The 26,564-nt window shown below is 69.2% G+C and carries 28 protein-coding genes; 18 read left to right on the top strand and 10 right to left on the bottom strand.

The genetic code is table 11. From position 1 onward, the window contains the following. Positions 1 to 7: 7 nt before the first annotated feature. The 3 genes from ACZ5WE_RS19835 to ACZ5WE_RS19845 are packed head-to-tail and all read right to left on the bottom strand — an operon-like array spanning position 8 to position 3,762. Positions 8 to 1,339 (bottom strand): enolase C-terminal domain-like protein, encoded by a 1,332-nt coding sequence (locus tag ACZ5WE_RS19835; protein ID WP_467693786.1) that lies wholly within the window; start codon positions 1,337 to 1,339, stop codon positions 8 to 10. A 57-nt stretch (positions 1,340 to 1,396) separates the two neighbouring features. Continuing rightward, on the bottom strand, positions 1,397 to 2,734 hold the full coding sequence (locus tag ACZ5WE_RS19840; protein WP_467693785.1) for a gluconate:H+ symporter: 1,338 nt from the start codon (positions 2,732 to 2,734) through the stop codon (positions 1,397 to 1,399). Between the two features lie 35 nt (positions 2,735 to 2,769). Beyond that, positions 2,770 to 3,762 carry a 5-dehydro-4-deoxyglucarate dehydratase gene (locus tag ACZ5WE_RS19845; protein WP_467693783.1) on the bottom strand — a complete coding sequence of 331 codons (993 nt, stop codon included), beginning with the start codon at positions 3,760 to 3,762 and terminating at the stop codon, positions 2,770 to 2,772. A gap of 105 nt (positions 3,763 to 3,867) precedes the next feature. Between ACZ5WE_RS19845 and ACZ5WE_RS19850 the strand changes: the two genes are divergently transcribed. The 8 genes from ACZ5WE_RS19850 to ACZ5WE_RS19885 all read left to right on the top strand — a co-directional run bounded on the left by ACZ5WE_RS19850 (position 3,868) and on the right by ACZ5WE_RS19885 (position 10,434). Next, positions 3,868 to 4,698: an IclR family transcriptional regulator gene (locus ACZ5WE_RS19850; RefSeq protein WP_467693781.1), complete on the top strand. Its 831-nt coding sequence runs from the start codon at positions 3,868 to 3,870 to the stop codon at positions 4,696 to 4,698. Between the two features lie 54 nt (positions 4,699 to 4,752). Next, entirely contained in the window at positions 4,753 to 5,037 is a 285-nt protein-coding gene (locus ACZ5WE_RS19855; RefSeq protein ID WP_467693779.1) for an ArsR/SmtB family transcription factor, read from the top strand. Positions 5,038 to 5,042: 5 nt separating this feature from the next. Further along, positions 5,043 to 5,423, top strand: coding sequence for a VOC family protein (locus ACZ5WE_RS19860; protein ID WP_467693777.1), 381 nt, complete (start codon positions 5,043 to 5,045; stop codon positions 5,421 to 5,423). Positions 5,424 to 5,484: 61 nt separating this feature from the next. Beyond that, the gene (locus ACZ5WE_RS19865; RefSeq protein WP_467693775.1) at positions 5,485 to 6,054 is read left to right on the top strand and encodes a DinB family protein; all 570 of its coding nucleotides are present in this window, start codon (positions 5,485 to 5,487) and stop codon (positions 6,052 to 6,054) included. Between the two features lie 310 nt (positions 6,055 to 6,364). Then, on the top strand, positions 6,365 to 7,636 hold the full coding sequence (locus tag ACZ5WE_RS19870) for a PP2C family protein-serine/threonine phosphatase (protein WP_467693773.1): 1,272 nt from the start codon (positions 6,365 to 6,367) through the stop codon (positions 7,634 to 7,636). A gap of 70 nt (positions 7,637 to 7,706) precedes the next feature. Further along, positions 7,707 to 9,284: a sensor histidine kinase gene (locus ACZ5WE_RS19875; protein ID WP_467693955.1), complete on the top strand. Its 1,578-nt coding sequence runs from the start codon at positions 7,707 to 7,709 to the stop codon at positions 9,282 to 9,284. Continuing rightward, entirely contained in the window at positions 9,281 to 9,730 is a 450-nt protein-coding gene (locus ACZ5WE_RS19880; RefSeq protein WP_467693772.1) for a response regulator, read from the top strand. The genes ACZ5WE_RS19875 and ACZ5WE_RS19880 overlap by 4 nt, the downstream gene beginning before the upstream one ends. A 65-nt stretch (positions 9,731 to 9,795) precedes the next feature. After that, the gene (locus ACZ5WE_RS19885; RefSeq protein WP_467693771.1) at positions 9,796 to 10,434 is read left to right on the top strand and encodes a class I SAM-dependent DNA methyltransferase; all 639 of its coding nucleotides are present in this window, start codon (positions 9,796 to 9,798) and stop codon (positions 10,432 to 10,434) included. A gap of 1 nt (position 10,435) precedes the next feature. Here the strand turns inward: ACZ5WE_RS19885 and ACZ5WE_RS19890 are convergent, their stop codons facing one another. Continuing rightward, a complete protein-coding gene (locus ACZ5WE_RS19890) occupies positions 10,436 to 11,053 on the bottom strand; it encodes a GNAT family N-acetyltransferase (protein ID WP_467693953.1) in 618 nt (205 codons plus the stop codon). 667 nt (positions 11,054 to 11,720) lie between these two features. Here ACZ5WE_RS19890 and ACZ5WE_RS19895 point away from each other — a divergent pair. Continuing rightward, complete coding sequence (locus tag ACZ5WE_RS19895) at positions 11,721 to 12,206, top strand: hypothetical protein (protein WP_467693769.1); 486 nt, start codon at positions 11,721 to 11,723, stop codon at positions 12,204 to 12,206. A gap of 78 nt (positions 12,207 to 12,284) precedes the next feature. Then, complete coding sequence (locus ACZ5WE_RS19900; protein WP_467693767.1) at positions 12,285 to 14,003, top strand: ABC-F family ATP-binding cassette domain-containing protein; 1,719 nt, start codon at positions 12,285 to 12,287, stop codon at positions 14,001 to 14,003. An 18-nt stretch (positions 14,004 to 14,021) separates the two neighbouring features. Here ACZ5WE_RS19900 and ACZ5WE_RS19905 read toward each other — a convergent pair whose 3' ends face one another. Then, positions 14,022 to 14,732, bottom strand: a complete 711-nt coding sequence (locus ACZ5WE_RS19905; protein WP_467693765.1) for a heparin lyase I family protein — start codon at positions 14,730 to 14,732, stop codon at positions 14,022 to 14,024. 307 nt (positions 14,733 to 15,039) lie between these two features. Here ACZ5WE_RS19905 and ACZ5WE_RS19910 point away from each other — a divergent pair, with 307 nt between their 5' ends. Further along, positions 15,040 to 16,791 (top strand): alpha-L-fucosidase, encoded by a 1,752-nt coding sequence (locus tag ACZ5WE_RS19910; protein WP_467693764.1) that lies wholly within the window; start codon positions 15,040 to 15,042, stop codon positions 16,789 to 16,791. Positions 16,792 to 16,836: 45 nt separating this feature from the next. Here ACZ5WE_RS19910 and ACZ5WE_RS19915 read toward each other — a convergent pair whose 3' ends face one another. Together ACZ5WE_RS19915 and ACZ5WE_RS19920 are read right to left on the bottom strand one after the other, a co-directional pair. Beyond that, positions 16,837 to 17,493 (bottom strand): maleylpyruvate isomerase N-terminal domain-containing protein, encoded by a 657-nt coding sequence (locus ACZ5WE_RS19915; RefSeq protein ID WP_467693762.1) that lies wholly within the window; start codon positions 17,491 to 17,493, stop codon positions 16,837 to 16,839. Positions 17,494 to 17,613: 120 nt separating this feature from the next. Beyond that, positions 17,614 to 18,267 carry a YceI family protein gene (locus ACZ5WE_RS19920; RefSeq protein WP_467693760.1) on the bottom strand — a complete coding sequence of 218 codons (654 nt, stop codon included), beginning with the start codon at positions 18,265 to 18,267 and terminating at the stop codon, positions 17,614 to 17,616. A gap of 293 nt (positions 18,268 to 18,560) precedes the next feature. On the opposite strand from ACZ5WE_RS19920, the gene ACZ5WE_RS19925 reads away from it, so the two are divergent. Further along, on the top strand, positions 18,561 to 18,716 hold the full coding sequence (locus tag ACZ5WE_RS19925; protein WP_367047933.1) for a DUF6131 family protein: 156 nt from the start codon (positions 18,561 to 18,563) through the stop codon (positions 18,714 to 18,716). A 187-nt stretch (positions 18,717 to 18,903) separates the two neighbouring features. Further along, complete coding sequence (locus ACZ5WE_RS19930; RefSeq protein ID WP_467693759.1) at positions 18,904 to 20,115, top strand: FUSC family protein; 1,212 nt, start codon at positions 18,904 to 18,906, stop codon at positions 20,113 to 20,115. A 22-nt stretch (positions 20,116 to 20,137) separates the two neighbouring features. Here the strand turns inward: ACZ5WE_RS19930 and ACZ5WE_RS19935 are convergent, their stop codons facing one another. Then, positions 20,138 to 20,266 carry an LPFR motif small protein gene (locus tag ACZ5WE_RS19935; RefSeq protein WP_351165998.1) on the bottom strand — a complete coding sequence of 43 codons (129 nt, stop codon included), beginning with the start codon at positions 20,264 to 20,266 and terminating at the stop codon, positions 20,138 to 20,140. Positions 20,267 to 20,482: 216 nt separating this feature from the next. Here ACZ5WE_RS19935 and ACZ5WE_RS19940 point away from each other — a divergent pair, with 216 nt between their 5' ends. Both ACZ5WE_RS19940 and ACZ5WE_RS19945 read left to right on the top strand, forming a co-directional pair. Beyond that, on the top strand, positions 20,483 to 21,082 hold the full coding sequence (locus ACZ5WE_RS19940) for a flavodoxin family protein (protein WP_467693758.1): 600 nt from the start codon (positions 20,483 to 20,485) through the stop codon (positions 21,080 to 21,082). 86 nt (positions 21,083 to 21,168) lie between these two features. Next, entirely contained in the window at positions 21,169 to 22,422 is a 1,254-nt protein-coding gene (locus tag ACZ5WE_RS19945) for a cation:proton antiporter (RefSeq protein WP_467693756.1), read from the top strand. On the opposite strand, the gene ACZ5WE_RS19950 is transcribed toward ACZ5WE_RS19945, so the two are convergent. Continuing rightward, positions 22,413 to 23,168 (bottom strand): restriction endonuclease, encoded by a 756-nt coding sequence (locus ACZ5WE_RS19950; protein WP_467693754.1) that lies wholly within the window; start codon positions 23,166 to 23,168, stop codon positions 22,413 to 22,415. The two genes, ACZ5WE_RS19945 and ACZ5WE_RS19950, sit on opposite strands and share 10 nt — an antisense overlap. A gap of 177 nt (positions 23,169 to 23,345) precedes the next feature. Between ACZ5WE_RS19950 and ku the strand changes: the two genes are divergently transcribed. Then, positions 23,346 to 24,332 carry a non-homologous end joining protein Ku gene (gene ku, locus ACZ5WE_RS19955; protein WP_467693753.1) on the top strand — a complete coding sequence of 329 codons (987 nt, stop codon included), beginning with the start codon at positions 23,346 to 23,348 and terminating at the stop codon, positions 24,330 to 24,332. 92 nt (positions 24,333 to 24,424) lie between these two features. On the opposite strand, the gene ACZ5WE_RS19960 is transcribed toward ku, so the two are convergent. Then, positions 24,425 to 25,036, bottom strand: a complete 612-nt coding sequence (locus ACZ5WE_RS19960) for a helix-turn-helix domain-containing protein (protein ID WP_467693951.1) — start codon at positions 25,034 to 25,036, stop codon at positions 24,425 to 24,427. Between the two features lie 166 nt (positions 25,037 to 25,202). Here ACZ5WE_RS19960 and ACZ5WE_RS19965 point away from each other — a divergent pair, with 166 nt between their 5' ends. After that, complete coding sequence (locus tag ACZ5WE_RS19965) at positions 25,203 to 25,925, top strand: SAM-dependent methyltransferase (RefSeq protein WP_467693751.1); 723 nt, start codon at positions 25,203 to 25,205, stop codon at positions 25,923 to 25,925. Between the two features lie 44 nt (positions 25,926 to 25,969). After that, the gene (locus ACZ5WE_RS19970; RefSeq protein ID WP_467693749.1) at positions 25,970 to 26,479 is read left to right on the top strand and encodes a DinB family protein; all 510 of its coding nucleotides are present in this window, start codon (positions 25,970 to 25,972) and stop codon (positions 26,477 to 26,479) included. The last annotated feature ends 85 nt before the right edge of the window (positions 26,480 to 26,564 follow it).

A 26,564-nucleotide genomic window follows, 5' to 3' on the forward strand; every position in this document is an offset into this window, starting at 1 on the left:
AGCGCCGTCAACGCACCAGGCAGGGACGCTTGTTGTCGAACTGCCAGTCCGGGATGAGGTAGCGCATGCCGGTGGCGTCGTCGCGTGCGCCGAGAGCCTTGCGCCGGTAGAGGTCGTGGGCCGCCAGGAGCCGGTCCATGTCCAGCTCGACGCCCAGACCGGGGGCGTCGGGTACGGAGATCTCCCCGTCGACGATGCGGGGCGGGGCGGTGGTGAGGCGCTCCAGGCCCTCCTGCCAGATCCAGTGGGTGTCCAGGGCGTTGTAGTCGCCGGGAGCCGCGGCTCCGCAGTGGGTGACCATGGCCAGGGAGATGTCGAAGTGGTTGTTGGAGTGGCATCCCCAGGTGAGCCCCATCGCGTTGCACAGCTGCGCGACGCGTACGGAGCCCTGCATGGTCCAGAAGTGCGGGTCGGCCAGGGGTATGGAGACCGACTGCAGGGCCAGCGCGTGGGTCAGTTGCCGCCAGTCGGTGGCGACCATGTTGGTGGCGGTCGCCAGGCCTGTGGCGCGGCGGAACTCGGCAAGGACCTCGCGGCCCGAGTAGCCGCCCTCGGCGCCGCAGGGGTCCTCGGCGTAGGCGAGCGTGTCGGTCAGGGGCGTGCACAGGTCGATCGCCTCGCGCAGGGACCAGGCGCCGTTGGGGTCGAGGGTGATGCGGGCCTGGGGGAAGCGGGCCTTCAGGGCGCGTACGGCGGCGACCTCTTCCGCGCCTTCCAGGACGCCACCCTTGAGCTTGAAGTCCCGGAACCCATAGCGGTCGTAGGCGGCTTCGGCCTGCTGGACGATCGCCTCGGGGGTGAGGGCCTGCTCGTGGCGGATGCGGTGCCAGTCGACGGGGGCGTCGGGTTCGCGGACGTAGTCGAGATCGGTGCGGTCGGGGTCGCCGACGTAGAAGAGGTAGCCGAGGACACGGACGGAGTCGCGCTGCTGTCCGTCGCCGAGCAGCGCCGCGACGGGTACCTCCAGGTGTTTGCCGAGCAGGTCGAGCAGTGCGGACTCGACGGCGGTGACCGCGTGGACGGCGGTGCGCAGGTCGAAGGTCTGGGCGCCCCGGCCGCCGGCGTCGCGGCCGGCGAAACGGTCGCCGATCTCGCGCAGGACGCGCTTGTAGTCCCCGACGCGGGCGCCGACGACGAGCGACTCGGCGTCGCGCAGGGTCTGGGTGATCTTCTCGCCGCCCGGCACTTCGCCCAGGCCGGTGCGGCCGTCGGAGTCCTTGAGGATCACGATGTTGCGGGTGAAGTAGGGGCCGTGGGCGCCGGAGAGGTTGAGCTCCATGCAGTCCCGTCCTGCGACGGGACAGACGCTGAACGCGGTGACGGTCGGCTGCCTGTTCATGATCAGGAATTCCTCGGGTGTGAGAGAGAAGGGAAGCGGGAGCGGTGGCCGGGTGACTCAGAGGCTGAGGACGTCCAGGGCCCACTCCGCCGCGAGGACGCCGCCGAGGCCGAGGATCGCGAGCACCGTCGTATAGGTGGTGCGAACCTTGATCGCCTCGATGACCGAGAGGTTGAAGTACTCCTTGAACAACCAGAATCCGGGGTCGTTGACGTGGGAGAAGGCGATCGATCCGCACGAGACGGCGAGCACCAGGATCTCGGGGTGGACGCCGCTGCCCGCCAGGAGCGGCAGCACCACGCCGGAGGCGGTGACGACGGCGACCGTGGCGGAGCCGAGTGCGATGCGCAGGATCACCGCGATCAGCCACGCGAGGATGAGCGGTGAGACGGACCAGCTGTCGGTGGTGTCCTTGATGTGGTCGGAGATGCCCCCTTCGACCAGGACGTTCTTGAAGGCGCCGCCCGCTCCGATCACCAGGAGGATCATGGCCATGGCCTGGGCCGCCGACGTACAGGAAGCGCTGACGTCGGACAGGCTGCGGCCGATGCGCGGCCCGAACGCCCAGATCGCCAGGAGGAGGGTCAGGAGCAGGGCGATCGGTGCCGAGCCGATGAAGGTGACGAAGTGCAGGAACGGGCTCGCGCCGGAGGTGGCCATTTCGGTGACCGAGGCACCGGCGATCAGTACGACGGGGAAGAGGGCCACGGCCAGCGACCAGCCGATGCCGGGCATCTCCTCGTCGGTGAACTCGCGTTCGCTGACCAGGCCGTTGGGGATGGAGGGGTTCATCGCCCGGATGAACGGAAGCCGCGGCCACACGAGCGCGACCAGCGCGCCGGCGGGTATCGCGATGAACAGGCCGTAGACCAGCGTCAGACCGACGGAGGCGTGGAACGTCGCGGCCACCGCGGTGGGGCCCGGATGCGGTGGCAGGAAGCTGTGCATCGTGGAGAGCGTGATGGACATCGGAAGGCCGATCCACAGCAACTTCGCCCCCGTGACGCGTACGAGGGTGAACGCGATGGGCACGATGATGATGAAGGCGACTTCGTAGAACATGGTGACGCCGATGAGCATGGACGTGACCACCATGGCCACTTGGACCCAGCGCGGTCCGAACGCGTCCAGCATCTTGTTGGCGATGCGCTGGGCGGCGCCGGAATCCCCCATGACGCGCCCGACCATGGCGCCGAGCCCGATGACCAGCATCGTGTCGCCGATCTGACCGCCGATGCCCTCCGAGAGGACGTCCGGGATCGTGGCCACCGGAATTCCCTGCACCAGCGCGACGCCGACGGCCACGAGGAGGAGGGCGGCGAAGCCGTTCAGTTTCAGGCGGGTCATGAGGAACAGCAGGATCAGGACGCTGACCCCGACTACGACGAGCGGCATTTCAGTTCCCCTTTGAACTGTGGATGCGGAGGGGTTCAGGCTGTGTGCCGCGTGGCCCGGACCAGATCGAGGCCGGCGTTCAGCACCTTCTCCAGGTCGGCGATGTCGTCCGGGCCGGGATCGGTGAGCGGCGCGCGCACCGGGCCGACCGGGCGGCCGCGCATCCGGGCGGCGGCCTTGACCAGCGAGACGGCGTATCCCGGCGCCCGGTCGCGCAGTTCGACCAGCGGGACGTAGAACTCCCTCAGGAGCCGGTCCACCGCCGCGTCGTCCCGCCCCCGCAGCGCGGTGAAGAAGGCGTCTGCGATCTCGGGGGCGAAGGCGTGGACGGCGGATGAGTAGGCGGGGACGCCGACGGTGGCGTAGGCGCGGGCCTGGATCTCCGCGGTGGCCGCGCCGTTGAAGAAGAGGAAGTCGTCGGGGGCGGCGAGCGTCAGGCGCTGCAGCCGGTCGAGGTCGCTGTGCCCGTCCTTGAGGCCGATGACGGTGGGGATGTCGGCGATGCGGCGCAGGGCGTCGGCACTGAAGGTGACCTGGCCGCGCTGGTAGGCGATGAGGGGCAGCGGGCTGCCGGCCGAGATGTGGCGCAGCTGCGCCACCAGGCCCTCTTGCGAGGCCTCGACCAGGTAATGGGGCATCACCAGCAGGGCGTCGGCGCCCTCCTGCTCGGCGATCCGGGCGAACCGCAGCGACTGGGCCCACCCGTATCCGGTGCCCGCCACCACCGGCAGACGGCCGTCGGCGACTTCGACCGTGACCCTGATGACCGCGCGGTACTCCTCCTCGTCGAGTGAGAAGAACTCGCCGGTTCCGCAGGCGGGGAACACCGCGCCCGGCTCCGTCGCCAACTGGGCCGTCAGGTACGCCCGGTAGGCCTCCACGTCGAGGCTGCCGTCACTCCCCATGCTCGTGAGCGGGAAGGACAGCACGCCGCGCGCCATGCCTTCTCGCAGTCGCCGGGCTACATCCTCGGGCCTCGTACTGAGCTTGTTCGTGCGGGGCTCGCGGGGCTCGCTGGGCTCGTTCACGAATCTCATCTCTATATGCAGATGACGTCCACGTATGAGAATGGAGGCTAGAGTCATGAACGAGCAGGGGTCAATGGCCGGGCGCCGCGGATCTACGATGGGCGCATGTCGGAGAGCGGAACGGACCGCGGGGCGGGCGCGGGGGTCCGCGAGACGGGCTCGGGAGTCCGCGGGGTGAAGTCGGCGCTGCGCACCGTGGCGCTCCTCGAACTGCTCGCCGAGCGCGCCGACCGGCCCGCCCGTCTTGAGGAGCTCGCCGAGGAGTTGGACGTGCCGCGCAGCAGCATGTACCAGCTGCTGCGGACCCTGACCGACTGCGGCTGGGTGCGCACAAACACCACCGGATCCCTCTATGGCATCGGGATCCGCACGCTGCTCACAGGCACGAGTTACCTGGACGGCGACGTGCGGGTGCGCGCCATCCGTCCCTGTCTGGACGAGGCCTCGGACGCCCTGGGCGAGACGATCCACCTGGCACGCCTCGACGGCCCGCACGTCGTGTACCTCGCCACCCGCGAGTCGCACGAGTACCTGCGCACCATCAGCCGGGTCGGCCGCCGTGTCCCCGCGCATGCCGGAGCCCTGGGCAAGGCGCTGCTCGCCGAGCGTCCGGACGGTGAACTGCCGCTCGTGGAAGGCTCGTTGACCGCATACACGCAGAGCACGCACACCGACCGTTCCGCCCTCCTTGCCGACCTCCAGCGGGTGCGTGAGCGCGGTTACGCCATCGACCGCGAGGAGACGGTGACCGGCATCGCGGGCTTCGGCTTCGCCCTGCGGTACGACGTTCCGGCCGTCGACGCCATCAGTTGCTCGGTTCCTGTCGCTCGGCTCACGGGCGAACACCAGAGCCGCGTCGTGTCCGTCATGCGGGAGATCCAGACGAAGATCGAGGGTCTCCTGTCAGCCGTCGCGGGCGCTCCCGACTGGCGCTGACCGGGTCCGGTGGCCGCCTTGATAGGTAAGCCGTCACTTGCCTATGGTGGGGTCATGTCGGAGGATGTTTTCAAGGCGCTGGCCGACCCCACCCGTCGGCGCATCCTTGATGAGCTGGTGGAACGGGACGGTCAGACCCTGTTCGAGATATGCGCCAGGCTCCTGAACAAGCACGGTCTCGGGCTGTCCCGCCAGGCCGTCAGTCAGCATCTGGCCGTACTGGAAACCGCGGGCCTCGTCCATTCGCGACGCGAGGGCCGCTACAAGTTCCACGACCTGAACACCGAACCGCTCGAGATCATCGTGACCCGATGGCTCAGGCCCGAAGAGCCGGAGTGAACGCCATGAGAATCCACCTGACCAGTGTCTTCGTCGATGACCAGGAGAAGGCCCTGCGCTTCTACACCGACGTGCTCGGCTTCGTGAAGAAGCACGACGTCCCCGTCGGCGAAGACCGGTGGCTGACCGTGGTCTCGCCGGAAGACCCCGAAGGCACCGAACTGCTCCTCGAGCCCTCCGGTCATCCCGCGGTGCAGCCGTACAAGACCGCGCTCGTCGAGGACGGCATCCCGGTGACCTCCTTCGCCGTGGAGGACGTGGCCGCGGAGTTCGACCGACTGCGTGGGCTCGGGGTGAAGTTCACCCAGGAGCCGGTGGAGATGGGTCCGGTCACCACCGCGGTGCTTGACGACACCTGCGGCAACCTCATCCAGATCCAGCACTGAGCCGAACCCAGGTGAGCCGGCCCGGAAAAGTCGGTAGCGCACCGGGCCCTCACGCACGACCATGGCCCGCATGAGCGACCAACCCGAACGATGGAGCCGGGCAACCACCTACCCGGACATGTGGGCTGACCCGGACGACGACCCCCGCAACAGCGACGGAGTCAGCCCGGACGGTGAGCTGGCGACGCTGCAGGACTTCCTGACGAGCTACCGCTTGACCCTGAAGATGAAGTGCGAGGGCCTGGACGCCGAGCAACTGGCCCGCCGGTCGGTTCCGCCGTCGACGATGTCACTGCTCGGCCTGCTCCGGCACCTCGCCGAGGTGGAACGGGACTGGCGCAACTGGATCAGGGACGGCGAGCCACTGCCGAAGCTGTACGGCGAGCGCGACGCGGACTTCAACGGGGCTGCCGGCGACCAGGCACTGGTCGATGCCGCATACGCCGACCTGGCGCGCGAGCAGGCGGCGTTGGATGCCGAACTGGCCGAACACCCGGACCTCGGCGAGCGTGTGGGGAAGGAAGGGTTCGCCATTCGGGAGCTGATGGTCCACAGGATCGAGGAGTACGCCCGTCACTGCGGGCAGGCCGACCTGTTGCGCGAGTGCATTGACGGCAGGGTGGGTCAGTGACGAGATCGGCTGACGGTGTGATGGGGTGACGGTGTGACGGCATGACGGAGCGGATCCGCTCGTAAACCCATTCGATAGGCGCCCCTTGCGGGTGTTCCTGCCCGCGACTTTCGCTCGGCAGCGGCCTGTCGCCTCGACGACCGGCTACCGAGCGGTGTGTGCGTTGTGCGAAGATCCGGAGACCGTTCGGCGGTCGCCGCGGCAGACTCGCCGTGGAGGTCGACCGTCGGTAACGGCCGTACGGCCGGGCGGGCTTACCGGGTGGGAAGGCGGGAACATAGCGGTGGCGTCACAGCCATGGACTTCCGGCGTGCGTTCAGTCGGCGAGAGCGACACCGCGGCCGCCCGGCAGTTGACGCAGCCGTTGGTACTGCTGATCGAGGACGATCCCGGCGACGCGCTCCTGGTCGAGGAACTCGTCGCGGACAGCGCTCTGAAGATGCGTCTGCAGTGGGTGCGTTCCATGGCCGAGGCACGTGAGGCACTGGCCTTCGAGGTGCCGGACTGCGTGCTGCTGGATCTTCATCTGCCGGACGCCCAAGGGCTGGAAGCCGTGTCCATGGTCCGGTCCCATACCGATCAGGTCGCGGTCGTCGTGCTCACGGGCCTCGCGGAGGAGGAGACCGGGTCCGCCGCCGTGGCCGCGGGGGCCCAGGACTACCTCGTCAAGGGACGCGTCGAACCGGACCTGTTCGGCAGGGCCGTGCGCTACGCGATCCAGCGCAAGCAGGCCGAGCAGGCGGCCGTCGCCCTGCAGGCCGGCCAGATGCAGGCCCAGGAGAACACCCGGCTGGAGCGGGGACTGCTGCCGAGGCCGCTCCTGAACAGTGCGGGCGTGGACGTCGTGGCCCGCTACCGGCCCGGCCGCGCCCAGGCTCTGCTGGGGGGCGACTTCTACGACATCGTCCAGAGCCCGGACGGCACCGTGCACGCGCTCATAGGGGACGTCTCCGGCCATGGACCGGATGAGGCGGCCCTCGGCGTGGCACTGCGCATCGCCTGGCGCACGCTGGTGCTCAGCGGCATCACCGGCCCCGAACAAGTGGGCCGACTCGAGGAGATCATGCTCGCGGAGCGGGTGAAGCCGTACGTCTTCGCCACGCTGACCAGCCTCTCCGTACCGGCCGGGGCACGGTGCGCGCGCCTGACGCGCGCGGGTCACCCCGGGATGCTGCTGCGCACCGCGGAGGGCGGGGTCGAGTGGGTGGAGGTGGCCGGCGGGCCGGCCCTCGGTGTCGCGCCCGGTGTTCCGCTCTGGCCGGTCGAGGAGGTGCCCCTGCCCGCGGGGGCGGCGCTGGTGCTGTTCACCGACGGCCTGTTCGAAGGACACATCGGCAAGGGTCGAGAGCGTCTGGGTGAGGAGAGGCTGCTGGGCATCGCCCGAGAGCTGGGCGGGCTGACACCGGCGGCATTCGTCGACACGCTGATCCAGCGGGCCGAGAACCTCGCCGAGGAGCAGGGCGGCCTGGCCGACGACGTGGCAGTGGTGCATCTGCACTGGCACGGTGACGGCGTAGAGCCGACGAGAGCCGTGGCCGAGGGCCGCTACAAAAGCAGTATCGGAGAACAACGCCGTGGTTGAGACGACGAGCAGAGCATGGATCGGCCGTCGGCTGACCGTGCAGGGCTGGTTCCAGCTGGTCCTTGTCTTGATGGTGCTCCTGGTGGTGGCGGGCACCGTGATCGGCGCCCGTCTGCTGGGCACGACCGCGGACGTGACCGACCAACTGGTCGACCGCCTGGAGCCGGCCCGCACGCAGACCTACCGTCTGCAGGCTGCTCTGGTGAACCAGGAGACCGGCGTCCGCGGTTACGTCATCACGGCCGACCGTCAGTTCCTGGACCCCTACGTCAAGGGCAAGCGGGACGAGGCCCGCGCCGCCGCACAGCTGCGCGAGCTCATCGGAGGCCAGCCCCGGCTGATGGCGGACCTCGAGGCGGTCCAGCGCCAGGCGGCGGACTGGCGGCGTGCGTACGCCGAACCGCTGGTGGCCGAGGTCACGCCAGGTGAGCCACGCGACGTCGCCGAGACGAACGCCGAGCGAGGCAAGGAGGTCTTCGACCAGATCCGCACCGTGTGGGCCGTGCAGAACGCCGACCTGGCGCGGGCCGTCGAGGACGGCAAGGGCGAGCTGGACAGTTCCCGCACGATGCGTACCGTGATCCTCGGCGCCATGGTGGCGGCCTTCCTGCTGGCCGGGATCGCGCTGGCCTTCCTGGTGCGCGCGCTGGTGGCCCGGCCCCTGGAAGCTCTGCGTGGCTCCTCCCGCCAAGTGGCGCGCGGCGATTTCGACCATGTCATCACCATCGACGGTCCCGCCGACCTCAGGGCGGTGGCAGCGGACGTGGAGGGCATGCGGCAGCAGATCGTGGAGGAACTGGGAGCCTCACGTCGCCAGCGGGACGCGCTGACCCAGCAGGCGGCCGAACTGGACGCCCAGGCCGTGGAACTCCGCCGCTCCAACGCCGAACTGGAGCAGTTCGCCTACGTGGCCTCCCACGATCTGCAGGAGCCCCTGCGCAAGGTCGCCTCCTTCTGCCAGCTCCTCGAGAAGCGGTACGGAGACACACTCGACGACCGTGCCAAGCAGTACATCGACTTCGCGGTCGACGGAGCCAAGCGCATGCAGGTCCTCATCAACGACCTGCTCACCTTCTCCCGCGTCGGGCGCCTCAACGACGCCCGGGTGCCCGTCGACCTCGACCAGGCCCTCACCAAGGCGCTGGCCAACCTGGACACGTCCGTCCGGGACACCGACGCGCTCATCGAACGCCCCGAGAACCTCCCCGAGATCGTCGGCGACCCGACGCTCCTGACGATGCTCTGGCAGAATCTCGTCGGCAACGCGGTCAAGTTCCACCATCCCGAACGTGCCCCGCGGATCCGGATCACCTGCGAGAAGGACGAGAGCTCCGGCGACTGGAACCTCTGCGTCACCGACAACGGCATCGGAATCCCCGAGGAGTTCGCGGAGAAGGTCTTCGTCATCTTCCAGCGACTGCACGGCCGCGATGCCTACGGCGGCACCGGCATCGGCCTCGCCCTGTGCAAGAAGATCGTCGAACACCACGGCGGTCACATCTGGATCGACAGCGGCCATGCCGAGGGAACCCGTCTCTGCTTCACCCTGCCGTCCGACACCGACACCGAAACCAACACCGAGACCAACTCCGACACCGACACCGCGGAGAACACCGCTCCCCGCACCGAGGAAGAAGCCCTGACATGACCACCCCTTCTGTCTCGCCGGTCGACGTGCTCCTCGTGGAGGACGACCCGGGCGACGAGCTGATGACGCGCGAGGCGTTCGAGGACAACAAGATCCGCAACAAGCTGCACGTGGTCCGGGACGGTGAGGAAGCCCTCGACTTCCTCTACCAGCGCGGTGAGCACACAGGAGTGCCGCGTCCCGATCTCATCCTGCTCGACCTCAACCTCCCCAAGTACGACGGGCGTCAGGTCCTGGAGAAGATCAAGTCGGACCCGGACCTGCAGGACATCCCGGTGGTGGTACTGACCACGTCGGCAGCGGAGGAGGACATCCTGCGCAGCTACAAACTGCATGCGAACGCCTACGTCACCAAGCCGGTCGACCTGGACCAGTTCATCGCCGCGGTACGCCAGATCGACGACTTCTTCGTGCAGGTCGTACGTCTGCCGAGGCGTCAGGGCTGAGCCGGCGCAAGGGGGGAGGGGGGCGTCGTTCCCGGCGCGAGGGACACCCACTAGATTCCTCGGCTGTGACTGAGACTTCCTCCTACCTCAAGACAACAGCCGATGCCTACGGGGCTGTCGCCCTCCTCTACGACGAGTTGGCACGCACCGCGTTCGACGCCTTCCCGCTGGATCGCGCGGTGATCGCCGCGTTCGCCGAACTCGTGGCGGCCGGCGGCGGCCCGGTCGCGGAACTGGGATGCGGCACCGGGAGGACGACGGCACGCCTGCGGGACCTCGGTCTCGACGTCTTCGGCATCGACCTGTCGCCGGGGATGATCGACCTCGCCCGCGAGAACCACCCGGACCTGAGGTTCGAGGTCGGCTCCATGGACGCCCTGGACTTGGCCGACGGCACGCTGGACGGCATCGTGTCCTGGTACTCGGTCATCCACACCCCGCCTCAGGACCTGCCTCCGTACTTCGCCGAGTTCCGGCGGGTGATCGCACCCGGCGGCCACCTCCTGCTGGGGTTCTTCGAGTCCGAGGGTGAGCCGGTCACGCCGTTCGACCACAAGGTGACGACGGCCTACCGCTGGCCGATCGAGGGCCTCGCGGATCTCGTCCGCGAGGCCGGGTTCGTGGAGATCGGCCGGATGCTGCGCGAACCGATCGAGGGCGAGCGGTTCCGCCGCGGTCATCTCCTGATGCGCGCGGCGGAGTGACTCAGGCGGCTGCCGGGCCGCGCGGCTCGCGGCGCATGGACCACAAGGTCGGTCCGCCGCCCGGCAGTTGCACCTCGCCGAGCACCGTGAACCCGAAGTGCTCGTAGACGGGGAGGTTTGAGGGCTTGGAGGATTCCAGGTAGACGGGCAGGCCGTCCGCGTCGGCCTTGGCGAGGCCCGAGCGCAGGAGGGCGGCTCCGTGGCCCTGGCCCTGGGCGGCGGGGTCCGCCCCGACCACGGCCAGGTACCAGTGCGGCTCCTGGGGGCCGTGCTCGGCGGCCGTCGCCGCGGCCTCCTGGAACAGCGAAGCCCGGTCGCCGAGAATCTCCACGAGCTCCTTGATCGTCTCCGCGTCGGGCACGGCCTTGTCCTGCGCGCCCGGCGGCACCCAGTAGGCGGCAGCGGCCGCGGTGTGCTCGCAGACGCCGTGGTGGACGTACTGCCGGGTGAAGAGCGTGGCGAAGTAGCGGCCGAGTCCCGCCTCGCGCGTGGCGTCGTCGGGGAAGAACCAGCGCATCATCGGGTCGTCGTCGAAGGCGCGGGCCAGCGTGCGGCCGATCTGCGAAGCATCGTCGATCGTGGCCGTCTTGGGAGTGTTCGTTATCGACATACGGGTCATTCTGCCCCGGATGATCTTCGACGGCCGGGCCGGGCCCCCTTCGGGCGCGCGGGTCAATGAGACGTTCTGGGCGGGCAGTTCGGGGAGCGGGCGAGCGGGTGCCTTACGCGTCAGGTTCGCTGCCGATCCCGGCCTCGCCAGGCTTGCCGGCGACCACGGCACGGCCTCGCCGAACGCGGCGGCCGGCGCCCGCGCGATCAGGTCCGGCAGCACGAAGTGCCCGTCGTCCGTGGCTGCCCGCAGTGCCTTACCCACCCAGATCCCACCCAGATCCCACCCAGACGTCCGCCGCCATGACGCAGGGCGCGGTCGAGACGACGAGCACGACCTCGGCCGCCGAGCTCGGTTCTCGCGGAACGAACCATGCGAGCAGTGGCCTGTTCCTCGGGCCGTGTCCCTGACTCCGACGTCACTGACCGGGCATACCGTCCGTGGCGATAATGAACTCGCCCCCGGCCCGGCGCTGTCCTTATCCTCGGCGGAGCGGGATCGCGCGGTCCCGCAGGTTGCGGACCCGTGGCAGAGCGGCCCATTGCGATCGGCGTGGGAGAAGCCCCTCCCGCGCCGACTGACGGGATCCGGGCGGGCCCTGCCCTTCCCCGTCCGCGGGTTCGAATCCCGCCGGTGCCGCAGCCGACCCGTACGAGAGCTGCTGACTGGAGTCCGTATGAGCACGCCCGCCCCCGCCGCTCCGGTGTTCGTCGGGCCGGAACAGACCGCGGCCGTCGGGCGAGGGCAGATCAGCGTCCTGTGGTCGCTCGGCGACCGTACGAGGGATCTGGACGCCGGTGTCGTCCGGCTGGCCCCGGGGGCGAGCACCGGAGAGCACACGGAGGACGAGTTCGGGGTCCTGTTCACCGTGCTGACCGGCACCGGTGAACTCCGCACCCCGGACGCGGCCTGGCAGCTCGCCCCAGGCGCCCTCGCCTGGCTTCCGGCGGGCACTGACCGCTGCGTGGACGCGGGGGAGGAGGGGCTCGTCTACACGACCGCTCACCGCCGCCGTCCGGCCCTCGGCACCGGGCCGGCCGACGGAGCCGATGCGGGCGAGCCGGTCTGCCTGCTCGGCCGCGTCTGCCCCGATTGCGGCAGGCCGGCCGCCGAACGCGACGCCCGCTACTGCGTCCGCTGCGGAACGCCGCTGCCCGACTGACGGGTACGGGCCCTCACCCGACCGTGGCAATGGCTCGCGGCTTTCCAGCAGTCCGGTGCCAGACAGGAGCTCATCACGATGTCCGACCCGACGGCGGCTCACTCCGGAGCGCAGGACGTCCTGTCCGGTGACCACCGCTTTGCGCACCTCCTCGCCGAGAACGTGCACTGCGTGCTCGGGGACAGGATGGTGCTGCGCGACGTCTCGCTGAAGGTGTCCCGGGGCGAGCGGGTGGGCCTGATCGGCGAGAACGGCCGGGGCAAGTCGACGCTGCTGCGCGCCCTCATCGGTGAACTGCCGCTGCAGCGGGGTCAGGTCGTACGGGCGGTCGCGGGCCAAGTGGGCTTCCTGCCGCAGCAGCCCGGCTTCCCGGCCGGCGCTACCATCGAGACCGTGATCGCGCGGGCGACCGCCGAGTTCGCCGACATGGCCGAACGGATGCGGGACGCCGAGGAGTTGATGTCGTCGGGCAAGGACGAGTCGTCGGGCAAGGACGACCTGAGCGAGGTGCTCAGTGAGTACGGCAGGCTCCAGGACGAGTTCGCCCGACGTGGCGGCTGGGAGATCGACGCCCGGGTCGGCGAGGTGCTCGACGTCTTCGGCCTCGGCGGCCTGGACCGGCGCCGGCCCACCGGAACGCTCTCGGGAGGCGAGCGCTCCCGCCTGGCGCTCGCCGAGCTGGTCCTCACCGAACCCGCAGGGCTGCTCCTCGACGAGCCGACGAACCACCTCGACGACCGCGCGGTGGACTGGCTGGTCCAGTGGCTCGCCGCGTACCAGGGGCCGTGTCTGATCGCCTCGCACGACCGGACTCTGCTCGACACGGCCGTCACCGCCATCGTCGACCTTGACGGCCCCCGCGGCTCCACCGTCCGCTACGGCGGCGGCTACCGCGACTACCTCGACGAACGCGCCGCGTCCCGAGCGCGGTGGTGGCAGCAGTACCGCGACTGGCGACAGGAACTGGCTCAGGCGCGGCGGCGGCTCGACAGAGCCGGTAGGTCCGGGCGCACCTTCGGCGCGATGCGGGACGGCGACAAGCTGTCCTACAACCTCGCCGGAGGCGGCGCCCAGGCCGCCGCGTCCCGCGCCGTCCGCGCGGCCCGGCAGCAACTGGCGAGGCTCCTCGACGAAGAAGTGCAGCGCCCGCCCGAGCCACTGGCCTTCCAGCCGCCGTTCCGGACGTCGCAGAGTGCGGAGCCGCCGGGCGAGGTGCTGCTCCGGGCCGAGGGCCTGGTCGTGGGCGATGCGGTGCGTGGCGTGGACCTGGAGCTCGTCCCCGGTTCGCTGCACGTCATCACCGGAGCGAACGGCGCGGGCAAGACCACGCTCCTGTCGGCCCTGGCCGGCCTGCGGGTGCCCGACGCGGGGGTGGTGGTGCGTGAGCCGGGGTTGCGCGTGGGCTACTTGCCGCAGGAGAGTCACTTCTCCCAGGAGCGGCGCGGCGTGCTGGCCACCTTCGCCGCGCACCGCGCGGCCTACCTGGACGACGCCGCGAAGGAGCTGACCAGGTTCGGCCTGTTCGGGCCCGCGGACTTCGATGTGCCGGTGAACCGTCTTTCCGTGGGCCAGCTGCGACGCCTCGAACTCGCGCTGCTGTTCTCCCGGCGCCCCCACCTGCTGCTGCTCGACGAGCCCAGCAACCACCTCAGTCTTGCGCTGGTCGAGCAACTGCAGGACGCGGTCGAGCAGTTCACCGGCCCGGTCGTGATGGTCAGCCACGACCGGACCCTGCGCGAACGCCATCGTGACAGGCTGTGGGAGCTCTCGGAGGGGCGGCTTGTCCAGGGGGCCTGAGGGTGGTCGGCCGCCGGGTCAGTTGTCCACATCTCCGTACGTCGTGCCGACCTTGAGCCCGTCGATCCAGTTGATGACGCGCTTGTCCTTGACCTCGGAGCCGTAGCTCCCGAAGCGGGTGTCGTTGCCGAGGTCGTCCCAGGTGCGGCCGGAGAACTCGGCGACCTTGGCGCCGTTGTGGAAGGCCGACACCCATCCGGCTGAGGCGTCGGACGAGGTGTGGATGCCGAGCACGATGCGCTTGTACGTACTGGTCGTGACGGGCGTGGACCACTTCAGGGTCCACTTCTCGCCGACCTCGATGTGGAACAGCTTGAGGGCGCCGCCCTCGACCTTCATCAACACCGGGTAGTTCTGCTGGTGTTGGTCGTTGGTGCCGTACGACTTCCACTGGAAGATCGTGCCCGCGTCCGGGGTGTTGGTGGAGGTGTCCCAGCCGATCCAGTACGTCGAGTTGTTCTTGAAGGTGTACCGCGAACCGCCGACGCTGATCCCGTGTGCCTCGCAACGCTCGAGGCCGAGCGGCTTGTTGAACTTGAAGACCTGGCCGCGGCCGTCGGTGTTGTCCTGTGCGGAGACGCTGCCGGGTGAGTCGCACAGCGTCGAGGAGAACACTCCGGTCCCGCCCGAGGCGTCCCCGTCCCAGATGACGGAGGCGTCGGCGGGTGCGGCGGTCAACAGGACAAGGGAGGAAGCGGCGGCCGTGAGCGTGCCGGTTCGCTTGCGCATGAGGGGGCTCCTTGCGAATGGGGGGAGGGGGCTCGGGCAGCTGTGTGCCACCCTTGCGACGCGTGGAGGGTAAGCGGTTTCTAGCATGCTCATGGTTGAACGCTCAAGGGGGAGGCGCTAGTTGGGCACCTCGACATAGAAACCGGTATCTCTCGCAAGCCGGTTCGTCGGGGGTGGTGACGCCACGCCAGTGCACCTCTAACATCCGATGTACCCGCCTGCATGCGTCCCTCGTGACCCGTGGAGCGCCCATGTGGGCGCGTAACGTCGGATGAATCAGCATGGGCAGCCGTAGAGGAGATTCGTGATGCGCAAGGTGATCGGCGTCCTGCTCGCACTTCTGCTCGCCGTCGTCGCCGACATCGGAGCAGCAGCGGCGAGATCTCCCGCAGCCGTCGCCACGCAGGCGGACCGGACCGGCGGCCCCCGCCCGCACGGCATCCCCGGCGAGATCGAGCCGAGCCGCGACAAGGATCTCGCGGCCTGGCAGCGGCTCCAGTACGGGATGTTCATCCACTGGGGCCTGTTCTCCGAACTGGGCGGCGTGTGGAAGGGCAAGCCGGTCACCAAGGGCTACAGCGAACAGATCCAGATGTGGGCCGACATCTCGGAGAAGGAGTACCTCGAAGTGGCCGAGCGCTTTCGGCCCGACCGGTTCGACCCCGCGGAGATCTGCTCCCTGGCGAAGGAAGCGGGGATGCGCTACGTGGTCATCACCAGCAAGCACCATGACGGCTTCTCCATGTTCGACACCGACACCACCGGCTACGACGTCGTCGACGCGACCCCGTACGGCAAGGACCCGTTGAAGGCGCTCGCGGACGAATGCCGAAGCCAGGGGCTGAAGTTCGGCTTCTACTTCTCACTCGTCGACTGGCACCAGGGCCACGACTTCGACGGCGACAACAACAATCCGATCCCCGCCTCGATGGAATCCGTCATCGAGGGGCAGCTCCGTGAGTTGATGACCCGGTACGGGGACATCGCCGAGGTGTGGTTCGACATGTCATCACCCACCGCGGCCCAGAGCGATAAATTCGCCGGAATCGTCCGCGAACTCCAACCGAAGGCCGCGGTCAACAGCCGGGTGTGGAACAACAAGGGCGACTTCCGCACGCTCGGCGACAACGAGATTCCCGCGGTGGCGCTCGACGGTGCCTGGCAGACGCCCGCCTCGATCTACCACGAGACCTGGGGCTACCGCAGCTGGCAGAAGCGGGAGGATCTGCCCGGCAAGATCAGGGACTTGGTCGGCGGGCTGACGGGCGTGCGCGCCCGCGGCGGCAACTACCTCCTCAACATCGGCCCGCGCGGGGACGGTTCGGTCGTGGAGTTCGAGGCCGACGTACTGCGCGGCATGGGTGCCTGGCTGAAGCGCCACCCCGACGCCGTGCTCGGCGCATCCGCCACACGCTTCGGCGGCCGGCCGTGGGGCGAGGTCACCGTCAACGGCCGCGACCTGTTCCTGCACGTGACCCGGTGGCCGGAGTCCGGTGAGCTCCGGCTGCCGGGCCTGGCCACCTCCGTACGCGATGTCCGCGAGGACGGCTCGAAGGACCGGCTCGACTGGCGCCGGGAGGGGAACGACCTTGTCGTGACGCTGCCCGACCGCCCGCGCGACGCCGTGCTCCCCGTCGTCAGGGTCGGACTCGGCGGCGAACTCCGGATCATCCCTGAGCGCACGGTCGCCCTCGGCCAGGACGAGACCGCAGTCCTGGAGCCCGACGACATCGAGCACGGCTACAGCTACGCCGACAACGGCAGCTACTACAGCACCCGCCGGACCACAGTGCGGCACACCGCTTACCTGACGGCCGATCGTGCAGAAAGGCTGTCGGTGGTGGTCCGCGGAGAAGCGCGACCCGAGGCGCTCTACCGGATCCAGGTCGGCAAGCACTCCCGGCTGGTGAAGGGCGCGGAGCTGACCCGCCGTGCGGTGGGCCCCTTCTCCGTACCCGGCGGGAAGGTGGCCCCCGTGACCATCACCCTGGCGGCGCCGGAGCATACGGGGGAGGACCTCGGCCTGCGCCTCGACACGTTGGTGGTCAAGCCCGCGTAAGCGGCCAACTGGAGCCGCGGAGGCCCCCGTTCGGTCGGGCGACGATCAGCCGAGGACGAGCGGGAGTTTCGAGGCGAGGGCGGCCAGTTCGGTCTTCTCCGCGTCGGTCGGGGCACGTCGCCCGGTGCCGACCAGCAGGGCGTCCGTGTCGGAGAACGACGCGGGGAAGGCGGCGCCGGCGATCTTCTCCAGCATCTCGCGGCTCCGGGCGAGGCCCTGCGCGGGCGGTCCGGCCACGTCCGGGAGGTGCGCGATCAGGTCGAGGTGGTGGAGCGTCCATTCCATGACGTACGTGGTGAGGAAGTCGCCCGTGGTGAGGACCTCGTCGCGGGTGCTCACGCGGGCACCGGGGTCGGCGAGCCCGGCGGCCCGGCCCGCGGCCGAACCGACGTCGTCGAGGTGGAACCTGAGCAGCCAGGACTCCTCGTACGCGGCGGCGAGCCGCACGGTCAGCGCGTCGAGCGGGTCCTCGCCGGACGGCGGCGTCGCGGTGACGTCCCAATAGGTCAACGCGTCTCGGGTCGGCTCCGCTTCCGCGGGGGTCGCGAGGGTGATCAGGACATCCTGGGCGTCGATGACCAGATGGCACACGAGGTCCCGCACGAGCCAGCCGGCGCAGCCGGACGGCTGCGCGAAGGCCTCGTCGGGGAGTTCGGCGACCGTCGTGCGCAGGGCTGTCCAAGAGTGCGAGAAGAGATCCACGGCGCCAAGGTAGTGCGGTGCGGCGAACGGGGACAAGCGCTCCTGGTGCGCGGTCCCCGGCACTTCCTCAGCGCCGGCGCCGCGTCCAGCAGGGCCGCGGGTGCGGCCGGCGTCGGAGCGCTAGGTCAGCGGCGTGGCTCGGATGGCGGAGATGTCGAACTGCAGCCGGACCTTCTCGCTCACCATGGCGCCGCCCGTCTCCAGACGCTGGTTGTAGACGAGGCCCCAGTCAGTGCGGTCGATGGTGGTGGTGCCGTCGAAGCCGGCCCGCTCGAAGCCGAACGGGTCCACGACCGAGCCGAGGTAGTCGAGCTGCAGGTCCACGGGCCTGGTGACGCCGCGGATCGTCAGTTCCCCGGCCATGCGGAAGGTCTCCCCGCCCTCATGGACCGTGGACGTGCTGCGGAACGACATCTCCGGGTGGCGGCGCGCGTCGAAGAAGTCGCCGCCGACGAGGTGCGCGTCCCGTTGCTCCACGCCCGTGTCGACGCTGTCCACCCGGATGACGATTTCGGCCCGCGACTCCGAGGGCCGGGCGCCGTCGAAGTACAACGTGCTGTCGTAGTCCGCGAAGGCACCTCGCACCGTCGTGACCATCGCGTGCCGCACGGAGAAGCCGATCCGGCTGTGCGGGCGGTCGATGGTCCACTCGCCGGTCAGCGCGCGAAGTGCCGGGTCGAGTGCCGCACCGGCGGCTGCCGAGAAGGGCGTGCTCGGGCCGACCGCCGGTATCGGCTCGAGGGTCGGGGTCTGGCGACGGCTGAAGATACCCATGATGTCGCGTCGTCTCCTTCGGGTTTGATCACTCCGTGTTATCACGCCGACGACAGACGACCCTCAGCAAGATGGGAGGTCTCGTCCGGGTTCGACGCCGCGGACTGCAAAGATGCACAGGATCGGCACGGATGTGGATGCACGGTTGGGTGGCCTTGCGTCACGCACCGTCACACGACCCGGACAACGCGCCGGTCAAGGTTTACTCGGCCGCTCAATGGGGGCCGTCCTCGGGGCTGTCATTGGCATTCAGAAGGTGCATACTTGAAATAATTCTGAGGGTCGGAGGCGTAATGATCGCACTCGGAATCATCCTGCTCATCATCGGCCTATTGGCCGGTATCTCCATCCTGTGGACCATCGGCGTCATCCTCGTCGTCGTCGGTGTGATCCTGTGGGTTCTCGGATCCGTGGGCCACGCGGTGGGCGGGCGAAAGCATTATTGGTAGGCGCGGCGCAGCCGCATGACCTCGCAGGCGCACCAGGCCTGACGTTTCGCAACAGGCCCGGCGTTTGCGTCGGTAACGGCTTTCGCGACGTGCTCTGCGGGCCCTTCGGCCCGAAGTCCGCATGCGGACGGCTCCTCCGGGTAGCAGGCTGAACTCGATCAGCTGCTGGACGGAATGGAGTCGGTGCATGGCCGGCAAGGGCGGAGGGCAGCGGACGGAATCCGCGGCCCAGGGGTGGTTCGACCGTGTGCGCCAATGGTGGCGGCGTGCCTGGGACACCGCGGGCTACGAGCGCCACACCTTGCTCTTGGTCCTCAAGAGCACGTTGGCCGCGACCCTGGCCTGGGTCGTCTCGTATTACCTGCTCGACGCGCCGTCACCGGCGTTCGCACCGTTCTCCGCGGTGCTGATCATGCAGGTGACGGTGTACCAGTCCCTGCTGCAGTCACTGCGCTACCTGGGGGCGGTGGCGGTCGGCGTCGCCATGGTGGCGGGCCTCGGGTTCCTGGGCGGCCCCGACCTGCTCACGTTCGTTCTGGTGGCGCTGGTGGCCCTGTCCATCGGACGGTGGCCCGCGCTGGGCGCCCAGGGGTCACAGGTGGCCACCGCCGCGTTCTTCGCCTTCTCCACCTATGCGGCGGCCACGACCGCCACCGAGAAGATCACGCAGCTCGGGCAGATCATTCTGCTCGTCCTCATCGGCTGCGCCATCGGCGTCGTCGTCAACGTCACGGTGGCCCCACCGATGCGCTACCGCAGCGCCGAGTACGGGATCCGCTCCCTGTCCACCGCTCTGGCCGACCTGGTGAGCGACATGTACCCGGTGCTGCGCGAGGGTGAGTTGGACGAGGAGCGCTGCAGCCAGTGGCGGCGGCGGGCCGAGCAGACCGGAGGCCTGATCACGCAGGCGCGGGAAGGTTTCCGCACGGCGGAGGAGAGCCTCTACTTCAACCCTCGCCGCCTGCTGCGCAGGCATCGGGGCCGGACCTCGTTCGAGGGATACGGCGCGGTCCTCGGAGCCCTCGAACGCTCGCTGTACCAAGTGGCGTCCCTGACGCGCAGCCTGCACCAGTGGCAGGAAGAGGAAGGGGGGCGGCACGACGACCGGGCCTTCCTCGACAACTACGCCGACTTCCTCGAATCCCTCGCGAAGATCGGCGAGGTCCTCGGCGAGCTGGACGAGGACACCCTCACCGAGCAGGCACGACAGCTGTGTCAGCTCGCCGAAAGCGCCCAGAGGTGCTGTCAGAAGGTGACCGACGGAGCGAGTCGGGCCGGCCTTCCGCTGGCCGACCCGACTCGTCCGTACGGAGTCCTTGTCGTGGAGTCCACCCGGCTCATGGAGGAATTCCAGCACGCCTGCGATGTGCTCCAACGGCACGTCGATCAAGAGCTGTGACAGGACCCCACGAGCCCTGCGATCAGTGGTGGCCGTGGGCGCTGGAGGAGGCTCCGCCGAACAGCCGCGCGACGGCGCGGAAGGGGAGCGTGACCACCGTGGCAATGGCTCCACCGATGGCTCGGAGTACATCTGCAATGGCCTTCAGCATGAGGGACCTCCATAGAACGTCTTTACTTGCGCGTCGTCAGTTCGTTAACTGCTGCACAGCTTCTTGACTACCGGTTGCCCTGTGTACGACGACGAAAACATGGAGCGCTTACCTGCGATTTCGTTTCCCGGGTGCTTGATTAGGGTTGATCCAATCGGGAACGCCTCCCAGGGATACAAGCCGTTACACCCCCGTCGCTGACGAATGGAGCTCCGCATGCGCGCACTGTCCCTGGTATGCACGCTGAATTCTTCGCCCACCTCATCCAGCAGCCACACACTGTCCGATCAGGTGATGGCGGAATTCGACAAGCTCGGGGTCGAGGTCGAGACGGTGCGGGTCGCCGACCACGACGTCCACCCCGGTGTCGCCGTCGACCTGGGCAACGGCGACGCCTGGCCGGCCCTGCGCGAGAAGGTCCTTGCCGCCGACATCCTGCTGCTGGCCACACCGATCTGGCTGGGCCACCCGTCGAGCGTCTGCCAGCGGGTCCTGGAGCGCCTGAACGCGGACATGTCGGAGACCGACGACACGGGCCGGCCCCTGATGTACGGGAAGGTCGCGGCGCTGGCCGTGGTCGGCAACGAGGACGGCGCCCACAACGTGAGCGCGGACGTCTTCCAGGCCTGCAACGACCTCGGCTTCTCGCTGGCGCCGCACGCGGTCACCTACTGGGTGGGCGAGGCGAAACAGGGCACCGACTACCAGGATCTGGACGAGACCCCCGAGGCCGTCGCCTCCGCCACACACGCCCTCGCGGTCAACGCCCACCACCTGGCCGAGCTGCTCGGCCGACAGCCCTACCCGGCGCCCTGACGACCTCGTCGGACGGCAGACGACCAGGCCGAAACGCGGCAGGCTTCGGAGGGACCGGAGACGACCACGAGGACGGGGGCCGGTAGATGGACGTGAGCGCCGCGGACGTCGGCTACGCCTGCATGGGGATCGGCGCTCTGCTCGCCGCGGTGCTGCCCAGGCTGGTGGCGCGACAGCCCATGTCCATGCCGATGGTCTTCCTGGCCGTCGGATTCCTCGTCTACCTGCTGCCGACCGGACTTCCCGACCTCGACCCCTATCAGCACAGGGCCTGGTTGGAGCACCTCACCGAGGTGTGCGTCATCGTGGCTCTGATGGGCGCGGGCCTTGCGATCAACCGGCCGTTCGGCCGACGGTCCTGGTCCACCGCATGGCGCCTGCTGGGCATCACGATGCCCCTGACCGTCGTGGCCACCGCGCTGGTCGCCTGGGGCCTGGTGGACTGGCCGCCGGCCGTCGCCCTGCTCCTGGGCGCCGTGCTCGCCCCCACCGACCCCGTACTCGCGGCGGAAGTACGGGTCGGTGAGCCGACCGACGCCGAGAACGACGAGGACGAGGTGCGTTTCGCCCTCACCGGGGAAGCGGGCCTCAACGACGGTCTCGCCTTTCCGCTGGTCCTGGCCGCCCTCGCCATGTTCGCCGCCTCGGAGACGGGCTGGTCCGGCGAGTGGGTGGGCCACTGGCTGTGGAGCGACGTGATCGTACGCGTCACGGTCGGCGTGGTGGTCGGCCTGCTGGTCGGCCGACTGCTCGGGTGGATGTTCTTCCGGGCCGGATGGGAAGCGCTCCGGCTTTCCGAGCACAGGGAGGGGTTCGTCGCGCTCGCGGCGACCTTCCTCTCGTACGGCCTCACAGAAGTGCTGCACGGCTACGGCTTCCTCGCCGTGTTCACGACCGCCTGCGCGATCCGGGCCGCCGAACGCGCCCACGGATACCAGCTGGTGATGCACACCTTCATGGAACAGGTGGAGAGGCTTCTCACGGCCGGTGTGCTGCTCCTCATCGGAGGGTTCATCGCCTGCGGTGGGCTTTCCGCGCTCTCCTGGAGCAGCGCGGTGACGGCCGTCCTCGTGCTGCTCGTGATCCGTCCGCTGACCGGCTGGATCGCCCAGCTGCGGGGGCGGACGACCCCGGGGGAACGCGCGGTGACCTCCTTCTTCGGCATCCGGGGGATCGGGTCCGTCTTCTACCTCGCGTACGCCTTGGGGGAAGGGGATTTCCAGGCGTACCAGGAGGAGTTGTGGGCGGTGGTGACGTTCATCGTCCTGCTGTCGGTGATGCTGCACGGGGCCGCGGCCTCGCCTGTGCTCAGACGCCTGGACAGAGTCGGCTACCGCTGACGCCGTGGGCCGACGCCTGCTCCCTCCCAAGGCCGTGGACCGGTGCCGTCGAGCCAGGCGTGCAGGTCTTCGCCGTTCACGCACACGATGCCGCAGTGCTGCGCGTACTCGAGGGCGGGCGCGGTGAAGTCGCTCGTCGTGACGAGCGCCGCGACATCGGCGTCGTGGACGGTGAAACACGTCCCGCCGAAGCGCTGCAGATCCTGCGAGCCGACCTTGTTGTCGTCACCGTAACGCTTGCACTGGATGACGACGCGCAGTCCGTCGGAGGTGACCGCTATGACATCCGCGCCCAAGTCGCAGGCGCCTCCCACCACTTCCACCTCCCGGCAGTCGTCGCGGTCGCACAGCTCGGCTATGGCGTGCTCGAAACCGTCGGGATCGAGTTCGGCGTAGTCATCCGGAGGGTCGAGGACGACGGTGGCCTCCTCGCCGTCCGACACCTGCACCTGCGCCGCAGAGGCCCGTTCGGCCGCCTCCTCCAGCGCCTCGGCGGCACGGCGCGCGTATCTCGCGGCGGAGAAGCGACGCCATCTGGACCGGCCAAGGTGCGCGGCCGCGATGCCCACCAGGATGATCGAGCCGGCCCACAGCGGGCGGATTTCGACGATTCTTGCCGCAATGCGGACCACGAACACCAGGACGCACAAGAGGATCGCAAGGAGCGCGAAGAACAAGGCGGTCGCGCGCAGATTGAAGCGCCGCTCACGGTCCATGTTTCGAACCGGGCGCGAGGGTACGGTCATTGCTCTCCCTTACGGAGGACGACAACGAAGATCACTTGTCTCCGTGTGCCCAAGATCAACGACCTCAAGATCTTTTGCGGTGATGACCGGAGAACGGCCTGAGCTCGAGCGCTCCACATGCCGACCGCGACGGTCGCTCCTAGTCTGGTGTTCTCGGGGCTGTCACGGAGGTACCGCATGCCCCGACCCGTCTGGTCCGGCGCGATCTCGTTCGGCCTGGTCACGATCCCGATCAAGGTTCTGCCGGCCACCGAGAACCACAGCATCAGCTTCCACCAGTACCACCTGGAGGACATGGGCCGGGTCCGCACGCGGAAGATCTGCGATCTCGACGGCAAGCAGCTCACGAACGCCGAGATCGGCAAGGGTTTCGAGGTCAGCAAGGACACGATCGTCGCGGTCACCGACGACGAGCTCGACGAGATGCCGCTGCCGACCGCGAAGGCCATCGAGATCGCCGGTTTCGTGCCCTACGAATCGATCGATCCGATCCGGATCGGTGAGGGGTACTACCTGCAGGCCGACGGGCAGGTGGCGAACAAGCCCTACACGCTCCTTCGCAAGGCCCTGGAGCGGAACAGCAAGGCCGCCGTCGCCAAGTTCGCGTGGCACGGGCGTGAGCGGCTGGGCCTGCTGCGGGTGCAGGAGGACGTCATCCTGCTGCACGCCATGAAGTGGGACGACGAGGTCCGCGACCCCGAGGAGCTGGCCCCCAAGGCGATGGACCTGGACGACGACGAGATCGACAGGGCCATCCTGCTCATCGACTCCATGACCACTGACGGGATCGCCGGCCAGGACTGGGCCACCGACCGCTACACCGAAGCCCTGGAGCAGGTCATCGAGGCGAAGGCCGAGGGGAAGCAGCCGCCCAAGCCGGACGAGGAGGAAGCGCCGGCCGGACAGGTTCTCGATCTGATGGACGCGCTGCAGGAGTCCGTGCAGAAGGCCAAGTCGGCCCGAGGCGAGACCGGCAAGGACGCCACCGTCCACGAGATGCCGAAGAAGAAGACGGCGACGGCCAGGAAAGCCGCGAAGAAGACGACGGCCAAGACCGCCACGGCGAAGAAGACCGTCGGCAAGGAGACGGCCGGCACGAAGACCACGGCGAAGAAGGCGCCCGAGAAGAAGACGGCCGCGAGAAAGCCGCGGCGCACAGCCTGAGCCGTCACCCCCCCCAGGCGGGGCGGAGGCTTGCGCTGTCGCGCAAGGCAGTTCACTGATGGCAGACGGTCATCGCCCGAGGGCGCGGGCTGTCAGTGGCCTGCCGGTGTCAGATGGGCGCGCTCTCCCTGCACGCCGAACAGGGCGAGCAACTCCGCGGGCCGGCTGTCGGCGCTCCCGATCCAGTGCGGTACGCGGGTGTCGAACTCCGCGGCCTCGCCCGCGCCGAGCTGGAACTCCTGCTCGCCGAGCACGAACCTGACGCGTCCGTCGAGGACGTAGAACCACTCGTATCCCTCGTGGGTCTGCAGGTTCAAGGTGGGCGCTCGGCCGGCTGGCGGGTAGATCACCTTGTAGGCCTGGATGCCACCGGCCCGCCTGGTCAGCGGCACCATCACGAGTCCGGATCGCCGCACTGGCCGCAGGTGGACGCGTGGATCGCCGGTCGGTGGCGCCGCGACGAGATCATCCAGCGGGACGCCGTGCGCCCGGGCCAGGGGCAGCAGCTGCTCGAGCGTGGGGCGGAGCTTGCCGTTCTCGAGGCGGGACAGGGTGCTCGCTGTGAGGCCGGTTTCGTCCGCGAGCGCCGCCAGCGTGGCGCCGCGCGCCCGGCGCAGGGCGCGCAGACGCGGCCCGACCCCGGACAGGACGTCTCCTGCGGGGTTGTCCATGCTGCTCGTGCTGTCCATGCCCCGGCTGCTCATGCCGTCCGCACCCCGGTTGCTCATGCTGTCCATCACCCGATGATGCGGATCCGCAACTTTCCTTGCAAGGGGGAAATGGCGGTGCCGATGCTGTCGGTACATCACCGGCGTCGAGGGCACGCATCGAATCGCGCTCGGCACGTCGGCCGACGAAGGGGCAGTTCCGATGGATTCCAACCGCAGCCGACGACCCGCGGCAGATGCCGCCGACACCGCCGCCGAGGGCGGCCGGGGCGGGGCGGACGAGAACGCCGAGCTGTTCTGGGAGCGGCACTACCGCTCCCGGCGCCCCGGGGCCGCACGCGCCAACCCGCTGCTCGCCGAAACCGTCTCACCGCTGCGACCCGGCGCCGCTCTCGATCTGGGCTGCGGCGCGGGCGGCGACACCATCTGGCTCGCCCAGCAGGGCTGGCAGGTCACCGCCGTGGACATCTCCACCACGGCCATCGAACGGGTGCGGGAACGCGCCCGCGAACTCGGCGTCGCGGACCGGGTCGCCACCGAGCAGCACGACCTGGCCGACAGCTTCCCGGCCGGGCAGTTCGATCTCGTATCCGCCCAGTACTTCCACACTCCGCGCCGACTGTCCCGCGGCCGAGTCCTGCGCACCGCCGCGGGGGCCCTGCGGCCCGGTGGTCGCCTGCTGATCGTCGACCACGGCTCCACCGCGCCCTGGTCCTGGAACCAGGACCCCGCAACCCACTACGCCACACCCGCCGAGATCGCCGCGGAACTCGATCTCGATCCGGGGCGCTGGTCCGTCCTGCGCGCCGACATGCCCGAACGCCGGGCCACCGGGCCCGCCGGTGAGTCCGCCACCGTCATCGACAACGTCCTGCTCATCCAGCTGAACGCCGGGACCGCAGGGACCGCCGGGACCTCAGGATGACCGCCGAACCCCGCGAACACACGGCAGAAGAACGGAGTGACTCCATGCCAGGGACCCGTACTCAGCGACCCCGGACCCGCACGAAGGACAGCGGACCTCCACGCACCGGCGCCGACGAGAAGGCCACGCTGCGGGGCTTCCTCGACTATCTGCGCGCCTCGGTCGCGGACAAGGCCGTGGGCGTGCCGGAACCGCAGGTCCGGACGGGCCAAGTGCCCTCGGGGACCAGTCTGCTCGGGCTGCTCATGCATCTGACGTGTGTCGAACGGTTCTACTTCCTCGGGGAGGACGTCGGCGACTGGCCCGCGACCATGAGACCGTCCGCAGAGGACTCCGTCGGCGGCGTGCTCGCCGACTACCAAGAGACGGTCGAGCGAGCGAACCAGGTCATCGACGCCTGCCCGGATCTGGCCCTTCCCGCCCCGCGACCCCCGCGCCGAGGGGCTGGGCCCTCGATGCGTTGGGTCCTGGCGCACATGATTGAAGAGACCGGTCGGCACGCCGGCCATGCCGACATCCTCCGCGAACAGATCGACGGATCCACCGGCCGCTGACTCTCGCCCGGCCGCAGCCGCCGGACGACGAGCACGGCAGACGACGAGCGCGGCGGGCGCCCGGGGTTCCGCTTCCCGGGCCCAC

The organism is Streptomyces sp. NPDC033180 (assembly GCF_055577645.1).

Coding starts and splice junctions, on each gene's coding strand:
- ACZ5WE_RS19840 (WP_467693785.1), bottom strand. CDS start 2,734: ATGCCGCTCGTCGTAGTCGGGGTCAGCGTCCTGATCCTGCTGTTCCTC.
- ACZ5WE_RS19835 (WP_467693786.1), bottom strand. CDS start 1,339: ATGAACAGGCAGCCGACCGTCACCGCGTTCAGCGTCTGTCCCGTCGCA.
- ACZ5WE_RS19865 (WP_467693775.1), top strand. CDS start 5,485: ATGGCCCGCATGAGCGACCAACCCGAACGATGGAGCCGGGCAACCACC.
- ACZ5WE_RS19895 (WP_467693769.1), top strand. CDS start 11,721: ATGAGCACGCCCGCCCCCGCCGCTCCGGTGTTCGTCGGGCCGGAACAG.
- ACZ5WE_RS19880 (WP_467693772.1), top strand. CDS start 9,281: ATGACCACCCCTTCTGTCTCGCCGGTCGACGTGCTCCTCGTGGAGGAC.
- ACZ5WE_RS19970 (WP_467693749.1), top strand. CDS start 25,970: ATGCCAGGGACCCGTACTCAGCGACCCCGGACCCGCACGAAGGACAGC.
- ACZ5WE_RS19875 (WP_467693955.1), top strand. CDS start 7,707: ATGGTGCTCCTGGTGGTGGCGGGCACCGTGATCGGCGCCCGTCTGCTG.
- ACZ5WE_RS19905 (WP_467693765.1), bottom strand. CDS start 14,732: ATGCGCAAGCGAACCGGCACGCTCACGGCCGCCGCTTCCTCCCTTGTC.
- ACZ5WE_RS19935 (WP_351165998.1), bottom strand. CDS start 20,266: ATGCTGAAGGCCATTGCAGATGTACTCCGAGCCATCGGTGGAGCCATT.
- ACZ5WE_RS19920 (WP_467693760.1), bottom strand. CDS start 18,267: ATGGGTATCTTCAGCCGTCGCCAGACCCCGACCCTCGAGCCGATACCG.
- ACZ5WE_RS19925 (WP_367047933.1), top strand. CDS start 18,561: ATGATCGCACTCGGAATCATCCTGCTCATCATCGGCCTATTGGCCGGT.
- ACZ5WE_RS19900 (WP_467693767.1), top strand. CDS start 12,285: ATGTCCGACCCGACGGCGGCTCACTCCGGAGCGCAGGACGTCCTGTCC.
- ACZ5WE_RS19965 (WP_467693751.1), top strand. CDS start 25,203: ATGGATTCCAACCGCAGCCGACGACCCGCGGCAGATGCCGCCGACACC.
- ACZ5WE_RS19860 (WP_467693777.1), top strand. CDS start 5,043: ATGAGAATCCACCTGACCAGTGTCTTCGTCGATGACCAGGAGAAGGCC.
- ACZ5WE_RS19910 (WP_467693764.1), top strand. CDS start 15,040: ATGCGCAAGGTGATCGGCGTCCTGCTCGCACTTCTGCTCGCCGTCGTC.
- ACZ5WE_RS19960 (WP_467693951.1), bottom strand. CDS start 25,036: ATGAGCAGCCGGGGCATGGACAGCACGAGCAGCATGGACAACCCCGCA.
- ACZ5WE_RS19940 (WP_467693758.1), top strand. CDS start 20,483: ATGCGCGCACTGTCCCTGGTATGCACGCTGAATTCTTCGCCCACCTCA.
- ACZ5WE_RS19855 (WP_467693779.1), top strand. CDS start 4,753: ATGTCGGAGGATGTTTTCAAGGCGCTGGCCGACCCCACCCGTCGGCGC.
- ACZ5WE_RS19945 (WP_467693756.1), top strand. CDS start 21,169: ATGGACGTGAGCGCCGCGGACGTCGGCTACGCCTGCATGGGGATCGGC.
- ACZ5WE_RS19850 (WP_467693781.1), top strand. CDS start 3,868: ATGTCGGAGAGCGGAACGGACCGCGGGGCGGGCGCGGGGGTCCGCGAG.
- ACZ5WE_RS19930 (WP_467693759.1), top strand. CDS start 18,904: ATGGCCGGCAAGGGCGGAGGGCAGCGGACGGAATCCGCGGCCCAGGGG.
- ACZ5WE_RS19950 (WP_467693754.1), bottom strand. CDS start 23,168: ATGACCGTACCCTCGCGCCCGGTTCGAAACATGGACCGTGAGCGGCGC.
- ACZ5WE_RS19890 (WP_467693953.1), bottom strand. CDS start 11,053: ATGACCCGTATGTCGATAACGAACACTCCCAAGACGGCCACGATCGAC.
- ku (WP_467693753.1), top strand. CDS start 23,346: ATGCCCCGACCCGTCTGGTCCGGCGCGATCTCGTTCGGCCTGGTCACG.